The sequence below is a fragment of the Rhizobium sp. RU36D genome (assembly GCF_900176345.1).
Classification (GTDB): domain Bacteria; phylum Pseudomonadota; class Alphaproteobacteria; order Rhizobiales; family Rhizobiaceae; genus Allorhizobium.
In genome coordinates this window covers 13,475-31,616 of record NZ_FWXU01000038.1, presented here as the reverse complement: position 1 = coordinate 31,616, position 18,142 = coordinate 13,475, and the positions used below count along the sequence as shown (strand labels likewise).

Here is an 18,142-nt window from a genome sequence, read left to right as displayed (position 1 = left end):
CAGCGCATCCACAAAACTGAACTGGCCATCCCGTCGAACAGACATCAAATCCCCTCAAATCGCTGCAAACCAACTGAATCACATCAGCCGAATTTGGCAACAGTCCCACAGAGGGGGAGATGTCCGGCAGGACAAAGGGGGGTGACCCCACTCACCAATAATCGGGGACCCGCATCTCACCCCATCCGGTCTTAGCCAATCCCGACGTTCTTCGCCGAAAGAGCGGCCTCACCTCACAGAGCCGGCCTTGCCGACAGCGCCTCCCGCACCGCCAACTCCGCCATGGCAAGCGCTGCCTCCTGCGTCTTGGCGGCGGCGACGAAGCGGCCGTTGTGGCAGAAGGTGGCACCGGGAACACCACACACTGCCTCCAGCGCCGCATTGTTCAGTCCGGCCCAGGCTGCGGGCAGGTCGGCGCGCACTTCGAAGCCTTCGTCGGCCACGCGGATCGTCGTGATGCACCAGTCGGTTTCACGCGGGTGCACGACGAACAGCAGGTGGTCGGCGCCGGCCTTGACGATGGCGGAGCGGAACGGCATGCCGAAGGGCAATTCCAGGATGCGGCTCTGGCCGGCCGTCTGGATGGCCTTGGTCACCATCGCCTCGGCGCGCAGCTTGGCTGCGGACCCTGCAATCTTGGCTTCGACCAGGCTGCGGACTAGCGCCAGCGCCTGATGGAAGGCCCGATCCGTGGCTTCGGGATCGGTGTCGTCGAAGACGGGTTTCAGGGTTTCCAGCAGCACCGGCAGCGTCAGTGCCGCCAGCGGTCCGGCAGATGAGGGATTGAGCGCGCCATTGTCCACGAGGTCGGTCGGCAGCACATAGCTCTCGTCGAAGGAGGCATGCACCGCTTCGACATGCTCCTGCGGCAGGCCGGAGGCGAGGAGGTAATCCCGCCCGAAATGCTTCCATACCAACCCGAAGGAGCTGTAGGGCTGGCCGTCGTCGCGCAGCGGCGCACCGCGTTGGTGATGATCGAAGATGCCCCGTTCGGCATCATAGGCGCCGCCGACGTCGTAGACGATCCGGTCCTCGGCGGGCATTACCCATTCCGGCGCCCTGGATCTGACGATACACGCCTCCGGGAAAAGCCGCATGAGGATAACGCTGGACAGGAGTTCGTCTGCGTGAAAGCCACCGGAATGGGTGACGAGGAAAGCTTTGGTCATCTGCGGATCTTCTTGTTGGCGGCCGGGAGGTCTGGCCCGTGATAGCGCCTGCCCGGCTTCACCTCAACCTCGGATTTGCCACCGCCGCCGCAGTCTGCCCTATTCCGCCGCCGCAGCCGCCGGCTCGCGCTCGACGAAAAGGCCTGCATTCTTCCGCATGAGCTGCGTCAGGTAATCGATCACCGTACGGGTGCGCGCCACTTGCCTAAGATCGCGATGGCAGGTCAGCCAGTAATGGCGATGCAAAGTCACCTCGTCGCCCAGCACCAATTGCAGCTCCGGATAGCGGCGCGCGATATAGATCGGCAGCACGCAGAGGCCCAGCCCGTTTCGCGTGGCGGTCAGCTGGGCGAAGATGCTCGAACTCTGGAAATGCGGCTTGATGCGCGGGTGGATGTCGCCGAGATAATCCAGCCCCGGCGCAAAGATCATGTCTTCGATATAGCCGATGAAGTTATGTGCAAGCAGGTCTTCGCGGCTCTCAGGCATGCCGTGCCGCGTGAGATAGTCGCGCGTGCCGTAGATCTTGAGGTGGTAGTCGCCGAGCTTCTCGGAGAAATAGGGCCCGGCCTTGGGCGGATCCAGCACCACGGCAACATCGGCCTCCTTGCGCGACAGCGCCATGATCTGTTGGATCGTCACCAGTTCGATCGAGATATTGGGATTGGCCTCAACAAAGCCCTGGAGATGATGGGTGAAGAAGAAGTTGGAGAAACCCTCCGGCGCGGAGATCCGCACCACGCCGCGCTGGTGGGTGGAGCCCAGCGAAAGGTCCGCCTGCAGGCGCTCCGTTTCCTGCTCCATCTTCTCGGCCGTGTCGACGAAACGCTGCCCCATCAGGGTCAGGACATAGCCGCGCGGATTGCGCTCGAACAGCTTCACCTTCAGGGCAAATTCCAGCCGGTCGATGCGGCGGGAGACGGTCGCATGGCTTGAGCGCAGCTGCCGTGCGGCTGTCGACAATTGTCCGCTGCGGGCCACCGCCAGGAAGTACTGGAGGTCGTCCCAGGTGAAATTCGCATTGGTCAATTGGCCCTCCCCTGTTCAAAAATGAACAGACCCTGTTTGCTATTTGGCAAGAGAGCCTGCTTGCGTCAACGACATTTTTGCCGGATCATGACTTCAGTCAGTGGTTTTGAGGAGAACTGCTGGTCAAATTTGAACAGATTCGCAAACGCCGGTCTCTGGACTATGGATCTCTGGGAGGAGAATTCTATGCGACACAATCTCATTGCGACCTTTGCCCTTTTGCTCGCCAGCAGCACAGCCGCTCTTGCTGACGCATCCGATGGCAAGGTGAAAATCGGCATCCTGAACGACCAGTCCGGCGTCTATGCCGACTTCGGCGGCAAGTCCTCGGTCGAGGCCGCGAAGATGGCCGTAGAAGATTTCGGCGGGAAGGTTCTCGGCGTGCCGGTCGAGATCGTCGATGCCGACCACCAGAACAAGGCCGACATCGCCTCCAACATTGCGCGCCAGTGGTTCGATACCGAGCAGGTGGATTCCATCATGGAACTCACCACCTCGTCCGTCGCGCTGGCCGTGCAGGCGATCGCCAAGGAAAAGAAGAAGATCGACATCGTCACCGGTGCCGCCACCACGGAACTCACCGGCAAGCAGTGCAGCCCCTATGGCTTCCACTGGGCCTATGACACCCATGCCCTGGCCGTCGGCACGGGCGGCGCGCTGGTCAAGAACGGCGGCGACAGCTGGTTCTTCCTGACCGCCGACTATGCCTTCGGTTACTCGCTGGAGCAGCAGACCAGCGATTTCGTCAAGGCCAATGGCGGCACGGTAGCAGGCTCCGTCCGCCATCCCTTGGCCACCACGGACTATTCCTCCTTCCTGCTGCAGGCGCAGTCCTCGGGTGCCAAGGTTGTCGGTCTCGCCAATGCCGGCGCCGACACGCAGAATGCCATCAAGCAGGCGGCAGAATTCGGCATTACGGCCGGCGGCCAGCGTCTCGCAGCCCTTCTCTTCACGCTGGCGGAGGTCCATGGTCTCGGACTTGAGGCGGCACAGGGCCTGACGCTGACGGAAGGTTTCTACTGGAACCGCGACGATGCCAGCCGCGAATTCGGCAAGCGCTTCATGGAGCGGACCGGCAAGATGCCGAACATGATCCATACCGGCACCTATTCGGCCGTTTCGCAATATCTGAAGGCGATCGAGAAGGCCGGCACCGACGAGACGGAAGCCGTTGCCAAGGCGCTGCATGAAATGCCTGTCGATGACGTCTTTGCCAAGGGCGGCAGCGTCGGCCCGAATGGCCGTATGTTCCACGACATGTATCTGCTTGAGGTCAAGAAGCCGGGCGAAAGCGCGACCCCCTGGGATTACTTCAACGTGCTCGCCACGATCCCCGGCAAGGAAGCCTATATCGATCCGGCCAAGAGCGGCTGCGACCTGGTCAAGTCCTGATCCGGCCCGCCCCTGATGTCCGCATTGGCTGAAAAAGCTATCGACGAATCCCGGGTGGTCTTGTCCGCCCGGGGTCTCCGCCGGGATTTCGGCGGCTTCACCGCCGTCCGCGACGTGGACCTCGACGTCCACCATGCCCGGGTGCATGCGCTGATCGGCCCGAACGGCGCCGGCAAGACCACCGTGTTCAACCTGCTGACCAAGTTTCTGCAGCCGACCGCGGGCAGCATCACCCTGCTGGGTACCGATATCACCCGCACCCCACCCGACAAGGTGGCGCGCATGGGTCTGGTCCGCTCGTTCCAGATTTCGGCAGTGTTTCCGCATCTCACGGTTCTGGACAATGTGCGTGTCGCGCTGCAGCGTCCCAACAATCTGGCGCATCAGTTCTGGAAGCCGCTCTCGGCGCTTGATGCGCTGACGGCGCGCGCCGATGCCCTGCTGGCCGCCGTCGGGCTCTCCAAGGAGCGCGATGCCGTTGCCGCCGATCTCTCCTATGGCCGCAAGCGCGTGCTGGAGATCGCGACCACGCTGGCGCTCGAACCCAAGGTGCTGCTGCTGGACGAGCCGATGGCCGGCATGGGCCAGGAGGACGTCAATGTCATCGCCGCCCTCATTCGCGATGTCGCGCGGGAACGGGCTGTGCTGATGGTGGAGCACAATCTCTCCGTCGTCGCCAATATCTGCGACCACGTCACGGTGCTGCAGCGAGGCGAGATCCTGGCCGAGGGCAATTACGAGACGGTGAGCCGCGATCCGCGCGTGCGCACCGCCTATATGGGTACGGAGGAGGCCTGATGACCCCGCTTCTTGAGGTCCACGGGCTCAATGCCTGGTACGGCGAAAGCCATATCCTGCACGGCGTGGACATGACGGTCGCCGAGGGCGAGACCGTGACCATTCTCGGCCGCAACGGCGTCGGCAAGACCACGACCTTGCGCACGATCACCGGCATCGTGCGGGCCCGCAAGGGCCAGATCAGCTTCGGCGGCAAGGACCTGATGCAGGTGCCGCTGCATCGCACCGCCCATCACGGCATCGGCTTCGTGCCGGAGGAGCGCGGCATCTTTTCCACGCTGACGGTGCTGGAAAACCTGATGCTGCCGCCCGAGGTCGCGAAGGGCGGCATGTCGACGGAAGAAATCTTCGCGCTGTTTCCCAATCTGCACGAGCGGCGCAACAGCCCCGGCACCCGCCTTTCCGGCGGCGAACAGCAAATGCTGGCGATCGCCCGCATCCTGCGCACCGGCGTCAAGATGCTGCTGTTGGACGAGCCGACCGAGGGGCTTGCCCCCGTCATCGTCCAGCGCATCGGCGAGGTGCTGAAGGAGTTGAAAAGCCGAGGGATGACCGTGCTTCTGGTCGAGCAAAACTTCCGCTTCGCCAGCCGCGTCGCCGACCGGTTCTACCTCATGGAGCACGGGCAGATGATGGCGGAGTTCAAGGTGGGCGAACTGCCCGAGCGCATGGACATGCTGCACAAGGTTCTGGGGGTGTAGAGGGATGATGATCATGCAAAAAGACCCTCTCTGGCCTGCCGGCCATCTCCCCCACAAGGGGGGAGAAGACCCGGAGCGCCCGCTCGCCTCAATCTACGGAAGCAGCGACTGGGTTAAGCGCTCCCCATTATTGGGATGGTTCGCGAACGAAATCACCGCTCCAACAAATCGAAACGGAGTAGCCCTGCTGACGGTCGCGACTTCACATGACGCCGGTGCCGCGATTCTTCTCCCCCCATGTGGGGGAGATGGCCGGCAGGCCAGAGAGGGTCTTTCAAGCCAAAGCAGCCAACAGAGGAGCCTGATGTCATGACCATGATCTTCGGCATTCCCATGCAGGCGCTGTTCGGGCAGTTGCTGATCGGCTTGATCAACGGCTCCTTCTACGCCCTGCTCTCCCTCGGCCTGGCGATTATCTTCGGCCTGCTGCGAATGATCAATTTCGCCCATGGGGCGCAATATATGCTGGGCGCCTTTGCCGCCTACCTGCTGTTGACCTTCGCCGGCATCGGCTACTGGCCGGCGCTGATCCTCGCACCGCTGATTGTCGGCGTCGTGGGTGCTGTGATCGAGCGGCTGTTCCTGCGGCGGCTTTATGATCTCGATCCGCTCTACGGCCTGCTCTTCACCTTCGGCCTGGCGCTGGCGATCGAGGGGACCTTCCGTTATCTCTACGGCTCCTCGGGCCAGCCCTATGCCACGCCGCCGGCGCTGGCGGGCGGCACCAATCTCGGCTTCATGTTCCTGCCGATCTATCGCGGCTGGGTGGTGATCGTCTCGCTCGTGGTGTGCATCGGCACCTGGCTGCTGATCGAGAAGACCAAGCTAGGCGCCTATCTGCGGGCGGCCACCGAGAATTCGACGCTGGTGCAGGTGTTTGGGGTCAATGTGCCCGTGCTCTTGACCTTCACTTATGGGCTCGGCGTGGCGCTTGCCGCCTTTGCCGGGGTGCTGGCGGCGCCGGTCTACCAGGTCTCGCCGCTAATGGGCTCCAACATCATCATCGTGGTGTTTGCCGTCGTGGTGGTCGGCGGCATGGGGTCGATCATGGGCGCCATCGTCACCGGCTATATGCTCGGCATTGCCGAGGGCCTGACCAAGGTGTTCTACCCGGAAGCCTCCAATACCGTCATCTTCGTCATCATGGCGATCGTTCTTCTCATCAGGCCGGCTGGCCTCTTCGGTCGGGATGCGTGACATGGCCCATTCAGCGACACCAACGACCCATGCGACACCCGCCACCGGCGGACAGTCAACCCATGCCCAAAAGGCGCTGATGCTGGTGGGCATCGCCCTTCTGCTGGCGGCACCGCTGTTCCTCTATCCCGTCTTCCTGATGAAGGTGCTGTGCTTCGCGCTGTTTGCCTGCTCCTTCAACCTGCTGCTGGGCTATACCGGCCTCCTGTCCTTCGGCCATGCCACCTTCTTTGGCGGCGCCTCCTATTTCACCGCCCATGCAGTGAAGGAATGGGGCTTTCCGCCAGAGATCGCGATCCTGCTCGGGGTGTTCGGCGCGGCCGTTCTCGGCCTCGTCATGGGCTTCTTCGCCATCCGCCGGCAGGGCATCTATTTCTCCATGATCACGCTGGCGCTGTCGCAGATGTTCTTCTTCTTCTGCCTGCAGGCGGAATTCACCCATGGCGAAGACGGCATCCAGTCTGTTCCGCGCGGCCACCTCCTGGGCGTCATCGACCTCAACCAGCCACTCACCATGTATTACCTGGTGCTGGCGATCTTCCTGATCGGTCTGCTGATCATCTGGCGCTTCGTCAACTCGCCCTTCGGCATGATCCTGAAATCGATCCGCGAAAACGAGGCGCGCGCCATTTCACTCGGCTATTCCGTCGCCCGCTACAAGCTCGGCGCCTTCGTCATGTCGGCAGCGCTGGCGGGGCTCGCTGGGGCGATCAAGGCGCTGGTCTTCCAGTTCGCCACGCTGACCGATGTGACCTGGCAGATGTCCGGCGAGGTGATCCTGATGACCCTGCTCGGCGGCATCGGCACGATGATCGGCCCCATCATCGGCGCCGGCCTGGTGGTGACGCTCGGCAATTATCTCGCGACCACAGGCTTTCCGGTCACCATCATCACCGGCGTGGTGTTCATGATCTGCGTGCTCCTCTTCCGCCGCGGCATTACAGGCGAATTCTACGCCTCGCGGCTGGGGCGGAAGCTGGGGTTTGAATACAGGCGGTGACGAGAGACGACATCTAGGCGGCCTTTTGGCCCTAATACCCCCCTCTGCCCTGCCGGGCATCTCCCCCTCAAGGGGGGAGATTGGCTAGACGCACCATCTTCGCTCCCTCGCCAAGGTTGGCGGTTGGCAAAACTGTGCCACAAGTCGATCTCCCCCCTTGAGGGGGAGATGTCCGGCAGGACAGAGGGGGGTTCACACACGACCCCAGCACCATAGACCATCGAATAGACCATCGATCGGCCAGGCGCCGATGCGGAGTGAACCATGAACACCTACGACTACATCGTCATCGGCGCCGGGACGGCGGGCTGCGTGGTGGCGAACCGGCTGGCCGCCGACAGGGCGGTGCGGGTGCTGCTGCTGGAGGCCGGCGGATCGGACAATTACCACTGGGTTCACATCCCCGTGGGCTATCTTTATTGCATCAACAACCCGCGCACCGACTGGTGTTTTACGACCGACAACGAGGAAGGGCTGAACGGCCGGGCGCTCAGCTATCCCAGAGGCAAGGTTCTCGGCGGCTGCTCCTCGATCAACGGCATGATCTATATGCGCGGCCAGGCCCGCGACTATGACCAGTGGCGCCAGATGGGCTGCGAGGGCTGGGGCTGGGACGATGTCTTGCCGCTGTTTCGGAAATCCGAGGACTTTTACAAAGGCGCCGACGAGATGCACGGCGCCGGCGGCGAATGGCGGGTGGAGAAGGCCCGCGTGCGCTGGGCGGTGCTGGAGGCCTTCCAGCAAGCGGCGAAGGAAGCCGGTATTCCCGAAACCCCCGACTTCAACCGTGGCACCAACGAAGGCTCCGGCTATTTCGATGTCAACCAGCGCTCCGGCATCCGCTGGAACACGGCCAAGGCCTTTCTCCGCCCGGCCGTGAAGCGCGGCAATCTGACGGTGCTCACCAAGGCCCATGTGCGCCGCCTGCTGATCGAAGAGGGCGCGGTGACCGGCGTCGAAGTGCAGCATGACGGCATGGCCAAGCGTTTTACCGCGCGGCGCGAAACGGTGCTCTGCGCCGGCGCGATCGGATCGCCGCATATCCTGGAACTCTCCGGCGTCGGGCGTGGCGATGAGCTGCAGGAGGCCGGCATCGATGTGGTGAAGGAGGTGCGCGAGGTCGGCGAGAACCTGCAGGACCATCTGCAACTGCGGCTGGCCTTCAAGGTGACGGGCGTTCCCACCCTGAACGAAAAGGCATCGAGCCTGATCGGCAAGGCCTCGATCGGACTGGAATATCTGCTGAAACGCTCCGGGCCGATGGCCATGGCGCCAAGCCAGCTCGGCATTTTCACGCGCTCCAGCCCGGACCGGGAAACGCCCGACCTGCAATATCACGTGCAGCCGGTGACGCTGGAGAAGTTCGGCGAGCCCGTGCATTCCTTCCCGGCGATCACGGCCAGCGTCTGCAATCTGAGACCCGAAAGCCGGGGATCGGTCCATGCCCGCACCCCCGATTTCGCCGCACAGCCCGCCATTCGGCCGCGATATCTCTCCACGCCAGGCGATCAGGACACGGCCGTCAGGTCCATCAAGCTGACGCGTCGGATCGCCGCCCAGCCCTCCTTTGCCCGCTACAGGCCGCAGGAGTTCAAGCCGGGCCCCGCTCTGGAAAGCGATGCGGATCTGGTGAAAGCGGCCGGCGATATCGGCACGACGATCTTCCACCCCGTCGGCACCTGCCGCATGGGCGCCGACCCGGACAGTGTCGTCGACATCAGGCTGCGCATGAGGGCGCTGAAGCGTTTGAGGATCGCCGACGCCTCGATCATGCCGACCATCACGTCAGGCAATACCAATTCGCCGACGATCATGATTGCGGAAAAGGCGGCAGAGATGATTTTGGCGGACAATCGATAGAGCGTGCCAGGACGCCCTGGCATGGCCACCCAGATTGTCAGGCCCGATCTGCTGGACTATATCCGAGGCCATGTCGGTATCCCGGCGTGAGCCCTCATGAAAGCCAGCAAGGACGTCGCAGCATGGCACGACAGCACATCGAACGTCGCCGTCAAAGGTCCGCCGCCACCGTCCGATCTGCGGCGCTGATTCTCGGGACTTTTTGCCTGACAACCCCTGCCCTGGCGCACACGCTGGGTGGCGCCATGGGCGGCTTCGGCAGTGGCTTCGAGCATCCGCTGCTCGGTTTCGACCATTTCCTTGCCATGCTGGCAATCGGGCTGTGGGGCGCCCAGATGGGCGGTCGCTCTGTCTGGATCTTGCCGGCCACCTTTCCGCTGATCATGTGCATCGGCGGCGTTTTCGGCATGCTGGGCTTGGCGTCGGATTTCATCATCCCGATCGGCATTGCCGTGTCGCTGCTGGTGCTGGGCGGCGTGATTGCCGCGGCCTGGGTGGCGCCGGAGCCGGTCGCGCTGGTGATCGTGGCGTTTTTTGCCCTGTTCCACGGCTATCCCCATGGCCAGATGGCGCCGATGGCGCAGGACCCGGCCGCCTATACCGTGGGCTTCGTCGTCTCGACTGGCTTCATCCATATCCTCGGCATCGGCGTGGGGCTGGGCCTGGGGCGGCTCTACGAGGGCAAGGTCATCCGTGCCCTCGGATTGTTCGTCGTCGCCTGCGGGATCTATTTCCTGCTGTTTTGATTGTCTGCCCTGTGCCGGGCAGACGGGGGTCAGAAGCTGACGCCCAGGCGGATGCCCGCACGCTGGCCGAAAGCCTTTTCCGCAAATGTGCCCTGCCACGACAGTTCCAGCGACGCAGCCGGCGTGAACTGCACGGTCGCCTTGAGTTCCGCCACGGCCTGGTCCTCGACCACAGCCACGCCACCGATGTCGAAACCGGGCTGTCCGGCAAAGTTCATGCGGGTGACATGGGCACCGGCGTCATAGGCATGGCGCCATCCCAAGAGACCGCCGAGCTTGACGGGCATGCCATCGATCGTCGTGTCACTGGCAACGCGCACACCGAGCAGGGAGTAGAAGGCGTTGTCATAGATGCCGGCCACGTTGAGCGCCGTGCTGCCGCCGGTTTCCCGCAGGGGATCGCCGGTGTAGTCGACGAAGGCGAGATTGGCGAAGGGCTCGAACTTTACCTCACCGGCATCAATGCCATAGGCCAGTTCGGCGAAGACCTGACGCGTGGCCGCATTGAAATCACCCGAGGGCTGCTGCGACAGGCCACCAAAGGCGATGGTGCGATCGACATCGACATCATGGAAGGCATAGGCGGCACCCGACCGCAGCGATAGCGGCCCGAGCGTTCCTTCCAGGTAGAAGGCGGCGCTATAGGTGTCGATGTCGGCATCGGCGCTGGCCGCCGTCGCCGAGGCGCGGGTGAAGCCATAGCCGCCGGCAGCACCCAGACGCCAGCCTTCGGCGATCTCGGCATCGGCACCGGCCAGGAAGCCGCCGCTGCCCGTCGTTACCGCAGAAGCGTTGCCATTGCTGAAATGACGGTTCCAGGCGCCATAGCCCTCCAGCCAGAACGGGCTGTCGGCGACGCTGGCCATGCGTGCCGTCAGGGTATCGCGAAGGCCATGGCTCTCATCCAGCATCACGCTCGCAAGCGAGGGATAGATGTCGCCGGAGAGATCGTCGAAGGCCGTCCGGGCGCCTGCCGCGCTTAGGCCCGTTGCCGCGGTGATCACGCCGGCGGGTGCCCAGCCATTGTCGAGCGCCAGGCCGATGCTGCGCTGGTTCGGCGTCAGGCCGATGCTCTGAAAGCGGATGTCGTTGCGCTCCATGCGCAGGTAGACATTGTTGCCACGATAGACCAGTGTCGGATCGAGGAAGGCGAGGTTCGACGTGATGGTCGAGAAGGTGCCGGTGACGCCCGTGCCCGAAGTGATGATCTGATACTCGTTCGAGCGCTGGTAATTGCCGCTCGCTGCCAGAACCGTGACCGTGCCGCCATTGATGGTCACGCTGCCGGTGACAGTGATCAGGTCGGAAGCGCCGGTGGGATCGATTTCGACCTCGTAGAACGAGCCGTTCTGGAAGACCAGGTTTCCGGAAATCCGGCTGGTGCCGATGGAGTTGCCGGGCGCGATGGTCGCGCCGGATCGGATGGTGATCGTGCCGAAATTGCCGGCGCCCTTGAGGAAGCCACCATTCAGCACCTGGATATCGCCGAGCGAGGAACCGTTGTTGATCAGCGTGCTGCCGTCGACCGTAACCGTGCCGGTGATCGAGCCGTTGCCGCTGTTGGTGAAGGTGCCGCCCGTGTTGTTCAGCGAGGCGATGGTGCCGGTATTGGTGGCCGTGCCGGCATTGGTCAGCGCGCCGGCCGTGCCGCTATTGGTAAAGGTGGCGCCCGACTGGACGGTGACCGCACCGACCGTGCCGGCATTCGTCAGCGTGCCGCCTGAAACCGTGGAACTGCCGGTGATCGTCGCGCCGGAATTGTTGGTGAAGGTGCCGGCGGACTGGGTGAGCGATGCCACCGTGCCGCTATTGGTGGCCGTACCCGAATTGGTGACTGCACCGGCGGTGCCGTTGTTGGTGAAAGTGGAACCCGACTGGTTGGTGACGGCACCCAGCGTGCCGGCATTGGTCAGCGTGCCCCCGGAGATCGTTGTCGTGCCGGAGACGGTGCTGCCGGACGCATTGGTGAAGGTGCCGGAGATCTGGTTCAGCGTCGTGATGGTGCCGCCCGAACCGTTGGTGCCCGTCCCGTAGTTGTTGACGGTGGTGGACGTGCCGTTGTTGACGAATGTGCCGCCTGCGCGGTTGTTGACGGTCGTGGCCGTGCCGGTATTGGTGAAACTGTTGCCGGATTGAACTTCAACGGTGGCCATGGTGCCGGCATTGGTCATGGAACCGCCAGACAGCGTCACCGTGCCCGTGACATTGCCGCCGGCGTTGTTGGCGAAAGAACCCGCGACCTGGCTGACCGAAGACAGGGTGCCGGTGTTGGTCGCCGTGCCGTTGTTGGTGAGCGCGCCGGCTGTGCCGGTGTTGTTGAAGGTGCTGCCGGCCTGGTTGACCACGGCTCCAAGTGTGCCGGCATTGTTTGCGGTACCGCCGGTGACCGTCAATGTGCCGCTGAGCGTACCTGCGGCATTGTTGGTGAAGGTCCCGGACTGCTGGTTGAGCGTGGTGATGGAACCGGAATTGCTCAGCGTGCCGTTGTTGGTGACTGTCGTCGCCGTGCTGCCGGCGTTGTTGTTCAGCGTGCCGGACGAATGGATCTCAACCGTGGTGATGGTGCCGGTGTTGTTGAAGGTGCCATCGTAGACATTGATCATACCGCTGATCGTGCCGAGGCTGTCTTGCGTGAACGTCGAGCCGTAGTTGACGTCGACTGTGGTGCTGACCGCACCGTTGTTCGTCACCGTACCGCTGTCGAGAACCAGATAGCCGCCACTCAGCGACGCGCCGTTATGAATGTCGAGATGGCCGCCATTGACCCGTGTACCGGTTGAGGCCGTCAGGGCCCCACTGGGCGCGACGATCTCGACCGTGCCACCATTGATGTTCAGTTGGGTTACACTGTTGCTGCTGTTTATCGTCACCGTGCCAGAGCCAGCGCCGACGACAGCCGTATCGCCGGACGTGGGGGCGACTGTCGTGTCCCAATTTCCGCCGGTAGCAAAGTTTCCGGAAGGACCATTCCATGTCACGGTTTGCGCCAATACCACATGCGGCAGCGATGCCGAAGCCAGCAAGGCCAGGACCGTAAACCTGGTTGCCGAACCGATACCGCGGCGACAATGCTTCTTAGGCCGGCTCTCCGAGCTAGAGGCTGCGACATCAGAAAGGAGGGATATGGTCATCAGTTTTGCGCTCGACATTCGAATGGGGCTGGAGTCGAAACGCGTTACGATTTGACGACTACATTCGAAAGTTTCGCTAATTATGGTTAACGCTTGGTAAATTACCGGGGGCTAAAACCCCGAAACGTTAAGGGATGTTAATAGCACGGCGGGATCGACCGACCCGGTCGGAGCGTGGTTGAGGGCTAATCTACAGGCAGAAATCGAAGGCAGCGCAAACGATCATGCGCTTTGGCCATTGCCACTCTCGGAACTGTCATGGAAAAACATCAAAGGAGAAAATGGTACGGTTGGGGGGTCTCGAACCTCCGACCTCAGGTGCCACAAACCTGCGCTCTAACCAACTGAGCTACAACCGCACAACAGCGCCTTGCAGCGCTTGGGGGGTCACATACGAGCACTCGAAGAATTTTTCAAGCCCTTTCTGCACCCGATAGAAAAAGGGCCGGGACAAACATCCCGACCCCTCGCATAAAATCCGGTCGAAGCGCTCAGGCGGCCTTGAAGGTGGACATCACCTTTTCGGCAGCTTCCTTGCCGGGCTTGGTCACGGTCTCGGCAACCTTCTTGGCGGTTTCCTGGATCGACTTGGCCTGTTCGACAGTCACTTCGGCCTGCTTGCGGATGAAGGCGGTCTGCAGTTCGACGAGTTCGGCAACAGACTTGACGCCGAGCAGCGCTTCCATGTGCGACAGCGACATTTCGGCATTGGTGCGCATCGCGTCGATGGCCTTGAGGCCGAGCTCAACCGTGCCGGCCTGGGCGGTCTGCATGGTGGCTTCAACGGTCTTGGAGGCTTCCTCGGCTGCGGTCTTCATCTTGGCATAGGCTTCCTTGGACTGGGCTGCGCCCTTCTCGGCGAAATCGCGGAAACCTTCCGTCATCTTGGACGGGTCGAAAGTGGAGAAAGAAAATACGTCATTGGTGTTCATGGCAGCCATCTTGAGCTCCTCGCATCAGTGGGCGACTTTCCATAAGCGCCCTGGTTGTTTTCGATGATCTGAATATAGACACTTCTGTTGTGCATTGCAATATCATTGTGCGATGCACAATAAATTTTTTCGCCGGTTAACTGTGTTTTTTGAATTAGGCCGGGGTCGCTGGACCCGGAACCCGTGCCTAGATATTAAAAATCTGTTAATTTGACCGGAATGACCCGGGCGAACGCAGGTTAGACCATGTCCGCAGTACAGTATCCCTTCATCGACATTGCCGTTCACAAGGACGTGCGGTCCCGATTCGCGCGGGGGGAAGCGCTCGTATTGTTTGCGCGCGGCATGGATCGGGTCCTCTGGGCCAATGGCGCGGGTGCTGCCTTTTTCGGCAAGGCTTCCATCTATGATTTCATCGACCAGGGACCCAATCGCCAGGACGTGTCGTTCCGCCAGTTGAAGGCTAGTGCCGACCAACTCGGTCAGCGCGGTGACAGCCGTGGGCTGGTGATGCGGGTGCCCACGGGTTTCCGGATGACGCCGATGCAGGCGACCGTGGAAATGGTGCAGGTCCGGGCCGGCGATACGGCCGTGCTCTTCTCCGTTCCGCTGGAAGGTAAGCTTGGACTTGCCGAGCGTGCGCAGCGCATGCTCTCCGGCTTCGATGATCCGGACACCCATATGGCTATGCTGGACGACGACGGCAACGTCGTTGCGGCGTCCGAAAGCTTCTCCGCGCTGGCGATCGGCGCGGATACGGCCGCTGCCCTGGTGCGGCTGGTCGGCAGCATGCCCGAGCGGCTGCTGAAGCGGCCGATCCGCACCGGTCGCGGCTATCTGCCGTCGGCGATCGGCAAGGTGTCGGACGAGCCCGGCCTCTACCTGCTGTTCACGGTGGAAACCATTCTTGGCGACATGAACCCCGGCCATGACGGCGAATCAACCGCTGCCGCGGCACCGGCCGCCGGTAAGGATGCGGGCGGTGAACCCTCAGGCTTTGCCGCCGTCGTGGATGCCATCGGCGACATTGAGGAAATCGATGAGCCCGAGGCAGAGGGTGACGCAAGCGAGCCGGCAGCCGACGAGGAGACCGACGTTCCCGCGCCTGAGGTGACCCAGCCCGAGCCGCAGGATGAACCCGCGAGGCTGCCGGAACCGGTGGAAGCGCCCGCCGAGCCTGAAGCCGAAGCCGGGCTTGCCGTGGACGCTCCCGCGGCGCCATCGGAAGAGCTTCCGGCCGCATCCGCCAGCGAGGCACCTGTCGCTGACGTCGCCGCCGAAACCGCCCTCGTTCATCCCACGGCTGACCCTTCAGCCCCAACCTTTGTGTTCGACCGCAACACGCGGCCCTTGCGTTTCGTCTGGAAAATCGATGCACAGGGCCGGTTCTGCGAGATCTCCCGCGAATTCGCCCAGGCCGTCGGCCCGCGCGCTGCCGATATCAACGGCCTGGCCTTCGGCGACGTGTCGGCGCTGTTCAATCTCGATCCGGACGGCAAGATCGCGGAACTTCTGAAGAAGCGGGACACCTGGTCCGGTAAGACGATCTACTGGCCTGTCGAAGGCACCAATCTCATGGTGCCGGTCGATCTCGCCGCACTGCCGACCTATAGCCGCAACCGCGATTTCGACGGCTTTCGCGGCTTCGGCATCGTGCGCTCCGCCGATGCCATCGAAGACCCCTATGCCACCGGCATGACCTTCGTCGAGTCGACGCCTGCCGATGCTCATGAGACGGACGAGCTAGAGGCCGTCGAGGTCGAGCAGCCGGCAGAGCAGGCCGACGCCACTGAGGCTCTGGAGGCATCAGCGCAGGACCACCAGCAGGACCTCGGTCCCGCGCCGGTCGAGCCCATGGAGACGGCCGAGGCCACCGACGCCACGACCAACGGCATGGCCGATGAGGCGGCGCCCGCCCAGGATGAGGTTGATGAGACCCAGGCAGAGGCCGATGATGGCCAGTTCCTGCATGAATCCGTGTCGTCGCAGCCCAGCGTCCCCGTGTTGCCGGCTGTCGAACCGCCGGCGCTGCGCATCGTCGAAACGGAAGGCCGCCGGCTCTCCGACAAGGTCATCCAGTTGGAAGAGCGTCGCGCCAAGGGTCGTGACGGCCTGACGCCGCATGAGCAGGCAGCCTTCCGCGAGATCGCCCGGAAGCTTGATCCGCTCGGCCTGCGGGAGAGCGCGACCGCCGACGAGACAGCGCAAGATGCCTCGCCCAACACGGCAGCGCCAAATGCGACCGCCGACATCCCGGCGCCAGTCATGGACGCGGCTCAGGCGGAACAAGCGGCTGCACAGGATACGACGTCCGAACTGGTCTCGGCCGTGACCGAAGACACCGATGAAGCGGACATCCCCTCGAATGTGGTGCGGCTGCCCGCCGATCGCAGCCTGTCGCCTGAAGTGGTCGACATGCTGCCACTGGCGCTGCTGATCCATCGCGGCGATGATCTCGTGCATGCCAATCCGGAATTCCTTCATTTGACCGGTTATGACAGCCTTCAGGCGGTGATCGATGCCGGCGGCCTTGACGCGCTTCTGGAGCGACAGGATATCGAAGGCGCGACGGAACAGGCCGGCCAGGTCGTGGTGGTGCGCAGCGATGATGAGCTGGTGCCCGTGCGGGCACGGCTGCAATCGATCCGCTGGGAGCCGGACCATGCCACCGCCCTCATGCTGGCCCTGACGCCGACCGCCACAAGCCGCGCCCAGAGGCCCACGAGCCCGGATGTGGCCGTGGAATCGGTCGATGCTGCGCGCGAGCTTGCGCGGTTGAAGGTCGAGACGGAGGAACTGCGCTCGATCCTGGAAACGGCGACCGATGGCGTGGTGCTGCTCGGTGCCGAAGGCGATATCCGCTCGATGAACCGCTCGGCCAGCGCGCTGTTCAACTATGACGAGGCCGACACGCGCGGCAAGCCGTTCGTCATGCTGTTTGCCCATGAAAGCCAGAAGGCGATCCTCGACTATCTCAATGGCCTGATGGACAATGGCGTGGCGAGCGTCCTGAACGACGGGCGCGAGGTGATCGGCCGCGAGGCCTCCGGCGGCTTCCTGCCGCTGTTCATGACCATCGGCCGGCTCACCTCCTCGGATGGCTATTGCGCCGTGATCCGCGACATCACCCAGTGGAAGCGCACGGAAGAAGAACTGCGCGCCGCCAAGCGCGCGGCCGATACCGCCAATGCCCACAAGACGGATTTCCTGGCGCGCGTCAGCCACGAGATCCGCACGCCGCTCAATGCCATCATCGGCTTTGCCGATATGATGGCGTCGGAGCATTTCGGTCCGATCGGCCATCCGCGCTATGCGGAATATGCCGGCGATATCGGCCGCTCCGGCCGGCATGTGCTCGACATCGTCAACGACCTCCTGGATATTTCCAAGATCGAGGCCGGCGAGATGGACCTGGAATTTGTCGAGGTCGGCCTCAACGACACGGTGTCGTCGGCGGTGTCGATCGTCCAGCCCCAGGCGAATTCGCAGCGGGTGATCATCCGCACGGCGCTATCGCAATCGGTGCCGCATGTTGTGGCCGACCTGCGCTCCATCAAGCAGATCGTGCTCAACATCCTCGCCAATGCCATCCGCTTCACGCCGTCAGGCGGGCAGATCATCGTCTCGACGGCCTATGAGAGCAATGGCAGCGTGGTGCTGCGCATCCGCGACACCGGCATCGGCATGTCGCGCTCGGAGCTGGAACAGGCGATGAAGCCCTTCCGCCAGGTGGCAACGGGCAGCCGCAGCCGCAATGACGGCACCGGCCTCGGCCTGCCGCTCACCAAAGCCATGGTGGATGCCAACCGCGCGACCTTCTCGATCCATTCCGCACCCAATGAGGGCACGCTGGTGGAAATCACCTTCCCCTCCCCGCGCGTGCTGGCGAATTGAAAGCCGTCGCCGTTTTGTGGGCGGGTGATACGGGCATGCGGATGCGGATGCAGCGCGAGTTCGTGTTCGGCCTGCCTCGAGCTGCCCGGCATCGGCGCGGTGGTGCATTATCGCAGATGGTTGCGGGTGGTGTGAGGCGAGAGAGAGAATTTCCCCTCACCAACAAAATCTACGACTTGGGCCCTGCGGGCCAAGATCGTGATTTTGTAACCTCTCCCACAGCGGGGAGAGGGAAAATACGGCACCCTCGGGGTCACCTCTCCCCCTGTGGGAGAGGCTTCGGAGCGGTGGCC

Annotated in this window: 11 protein-coding genes, 1 tRNA gene and 1 pseudogene; 8 read left to right on the top strand and 5 right to left on the bottom strand. The window is 63.0% G+C overall.

Features of this window, described 5'->3' with window-relative positions; all coding sequences use genetic code 11:
- Positions 1 to 233 precede the first annotated feature (233 nt).
- Both B9A97_RS27505 and B9A97_RS27500 read right to left on the bottom strand, forming a co-directional pair.
- Positions 234 to 1,169 carry an MYG1 family protein gene (locus B9A97_RS27505; protein ID WP_084369032.1) on the bottom strand — a complete coding sequence of 312 codons (936 nt, stop codon included), beginning with the start codon at positions 1,167 to 1,169 and terminating at the stop codon, positions 234 to 236.
- Positions 1,170 to 1,268: 99 nt separating this feature from the next.
- Complete coding sequence (locus B9A97_RS27500) at positions 1,269 to 2,198, bottom strand: LysR family transcriptional regulator (RefSeq protein ID WP_084369031.1); 930 nt, start codon at positions 2,196 to 2,198, stop codon at positions 1,269 to 1,271.
- A gap of 186 nt (positions 2,199 to 2,384) precedes the next feature.
- Between B9A97_RS27500 and B9A97_RS27495 the strand changes: the two genes are divergently transcribed.
- From B9A97_RS27495 to B9A97_RS27460, 7 genes and pseudogenes are all read left to right on the top strand, one after another.
- Positions 2,385 to 3,590, top strand: a complete 1,206-nt coding sequence (locus tag B9A97_RS27495; protein WP_084369030.1) for an ABC transporter substrate-binding protein — start codon at positions 2,385 to 2,387, stop codon at positions 3,588 to 3,590.
- Between the two features lie 24 nt (positions 3,591 to 3,614).
- Positions 3,615 to 4,388 (top strand): ABC transporter ATP-binding protein, encoded by a 774-nt coding sequence (locus tag B9A97_RS27490; protein ID WP_244564380.1) that lies wholly within the window; start codon positions 3,615 to 3,617, stop codon positions 4,386 to 4,388.
- Positions 4,388 to 5,089 (top strand): ABC transporter ATP-binding protein, encoded by a 702-nt coding sequence (locus B9A97_RS27485; protein ID WP_084369028.1) that lies wholly within the window; start codon positions 4,388 to 4,390, stop codon positions 5,087 to 5,089. The genes B9A97_RS27490 and B9A97_RS27485 overlap by 1 nt, the downstream gene beginning before the upstream one ends.
- 309 nt (positions 5,090 to 5,398) lie before the next feature.
- Positions 5,399 to 6,286, top strand: a complete 888-nt coding sequence (locus tag B9A97_RS27480; RefSeq protein ID WP_084369027.1) for a branched-chain amino acid ABC transporter permease — start codon at positions 5,399 to 5,401, stop codon at positions 6,284 to 6,286.
- A gap of 79 nt (positions 6,287 to 6,365) precedes the next feature.
- Positions 6,366 to 7,286: pseudogene (locus B9A97_RS27475) on the top strand (branched-chain amino acid ABC transporter permease); the annotation flags it as partial.
- A gap of 264 nt (positions 7,287 to 7,550) precedes the next feature.
- Positions 7,551 to 9,146, top strand: a complete 1,596-nt coding sequence (locus tag B9A97_RS27465) for a GMC family oxidoreductase (protein WP_084369025.1) — start codon at positions 7,551 to 7,553, stop codon at positions 9,144 to 9,146.
- Between the two features lie 122 nt (positions 9,147 to 9,268).
- On the top strand, positions 9,269 to 9,892 hold the full coding sequence (locus tag B9A97_RS27460) for a HupE/UreJ family protein (RefSeq protein ID WP_084369024.1): 624 nt from the start codon (positions 9,269 to 9,271) through the stop codon (positions 9,890 to 9,892).
- Between the two features lie 29 nt (positions 9,893 to 9,921).
- Here the strand turns inward: B9A97_RS27460 and B9A97_RS27455 are convergent, their stop codons facing one another.
- The 3 genes from B9A97_RS27455 to B9A97_RS27445 all read right to left on the bottom strand — a co-directional run bounded on the left by B9A97_RS27455 (position 9,922) and on the right by B9A97_RS27445 (position 13,964).
- The gene (locus tag B9A97_RS27455; RefSeq protein WP_143530748.1) at positions 9,922 to 13,023 is read right to left on the bottom strand and encodes an autotransporter outer membrane beta-barrel domain-containing protein; all 3,102 of its coding nucleotides are present in this window, start codon (positions 13,021 to 13,023) and stop codon (positions 9,922 to 9,924) included.
- Positions 13,024 to 13,305: 282 nt separating this feature from the next.
- Positions 13,306 to 13,382 (bottom strand) — tRNA-His (locus B9A97_RS27450).
- Positions 13,383 to 13,514: 132 nt separating this feature from the next.
- Complete coding sequence (locus B9A97_RS27445; protein WP_084369022.1) at positions 13,515 to 13,964, bottom strand: phasin; 450 nt, start codon at positions 13,962 to 13,964, stop codon at positions 13,515 to 13,517.
- A 237-nt stretch (positions 13,965 to 14,201) separates the two neighbouring features.
- Between B9A97_RS27445 and B9A97_RS27440 the strand changes: the two genes are divergently transcribed.
- On the top strand, positions 14,202 to 17,849 hold the full coding sequence (locus B9A97_RS27440; protein WP_084369021.1) for an ATP-binding protein: 3,648 nt from the start codon (positions 14,202 to 14,204) through the stop codon (positions 17,847 to 17,849).
- Positions 17,850 to 18,142 lie beyond the last annotated feature (293 nt).

What these genes read in the sequence shown, in the direction of transcription:
- B9A97_RS27485 (WP_084369028.1), top strand. Translation starts at nt 4,388, where the DNA reads ATGACCCCGCTTCTTGAGGTCCACGGGCTCAATGCCTGGTACGGCGAA.
- B9A97_RS27465 (WP_084369025.1), top strand. Translation starts at nt 7,551, where the DNA reads ATGAACACCTACGACTACATCGTCATCGGCGCCGGGACGGCGGGCTGC.
- B9A97_RS27455 (WP_143530748.1), bottom strand. Translation starts at nt 13,023, where the DNA reads ATGACCATATCCCTCCTTTCTGATGTCGCAGCCTCTAGCTCGGAGAGC.
- B9A97_RS27505 (WP_084369032.1), bottom strand. Translation starts at nt 1,169, where the DNA reads ATGACCAAAGCTTTCCTCGTCACCCATTCCGGTGGCTTTCACGCAGAC.
- B9A97_RS27495 (WP_084369030.1), top strand. Translation starts at nt 2,385, where the DNA reads ATGCGACACAATCTCATTGCGACCTTTGCCCTTTTGCTCGCCAGCAGC.
- B9A97_RS27480 (WP_084369027.1), top strand. Translation starts at nt 5,399, where the DNA reads ATGACCATGATCTTCGGCATTCCCATGCAGGCGCTGTTCGGGCAGTTG.
- B9A97_RS27440 (WP_084369021.1), top strand. Translation starts at nt 14,202, where the DNA reads ATGTCCGCAGTACAGTATCCCTTCATCGACATTGCCGTTCACAAGGAC.
- B9A97_RS27460 (WP_084369024.1), top strand. Translation starts at nt 9,269, where the DNA reads ATGGCACGACAGCACATCGAACGTCGCCGTCAAAGGTCCGCCGCCACC.
- B9A97_RS27445 (WP_084369022.1), bottom strand. Translation starts at nt 13,964, where the DNA reads ATGGCTGCCATGAACACCAATGACGTATTTTCTTTCTCCACTTTCGAC.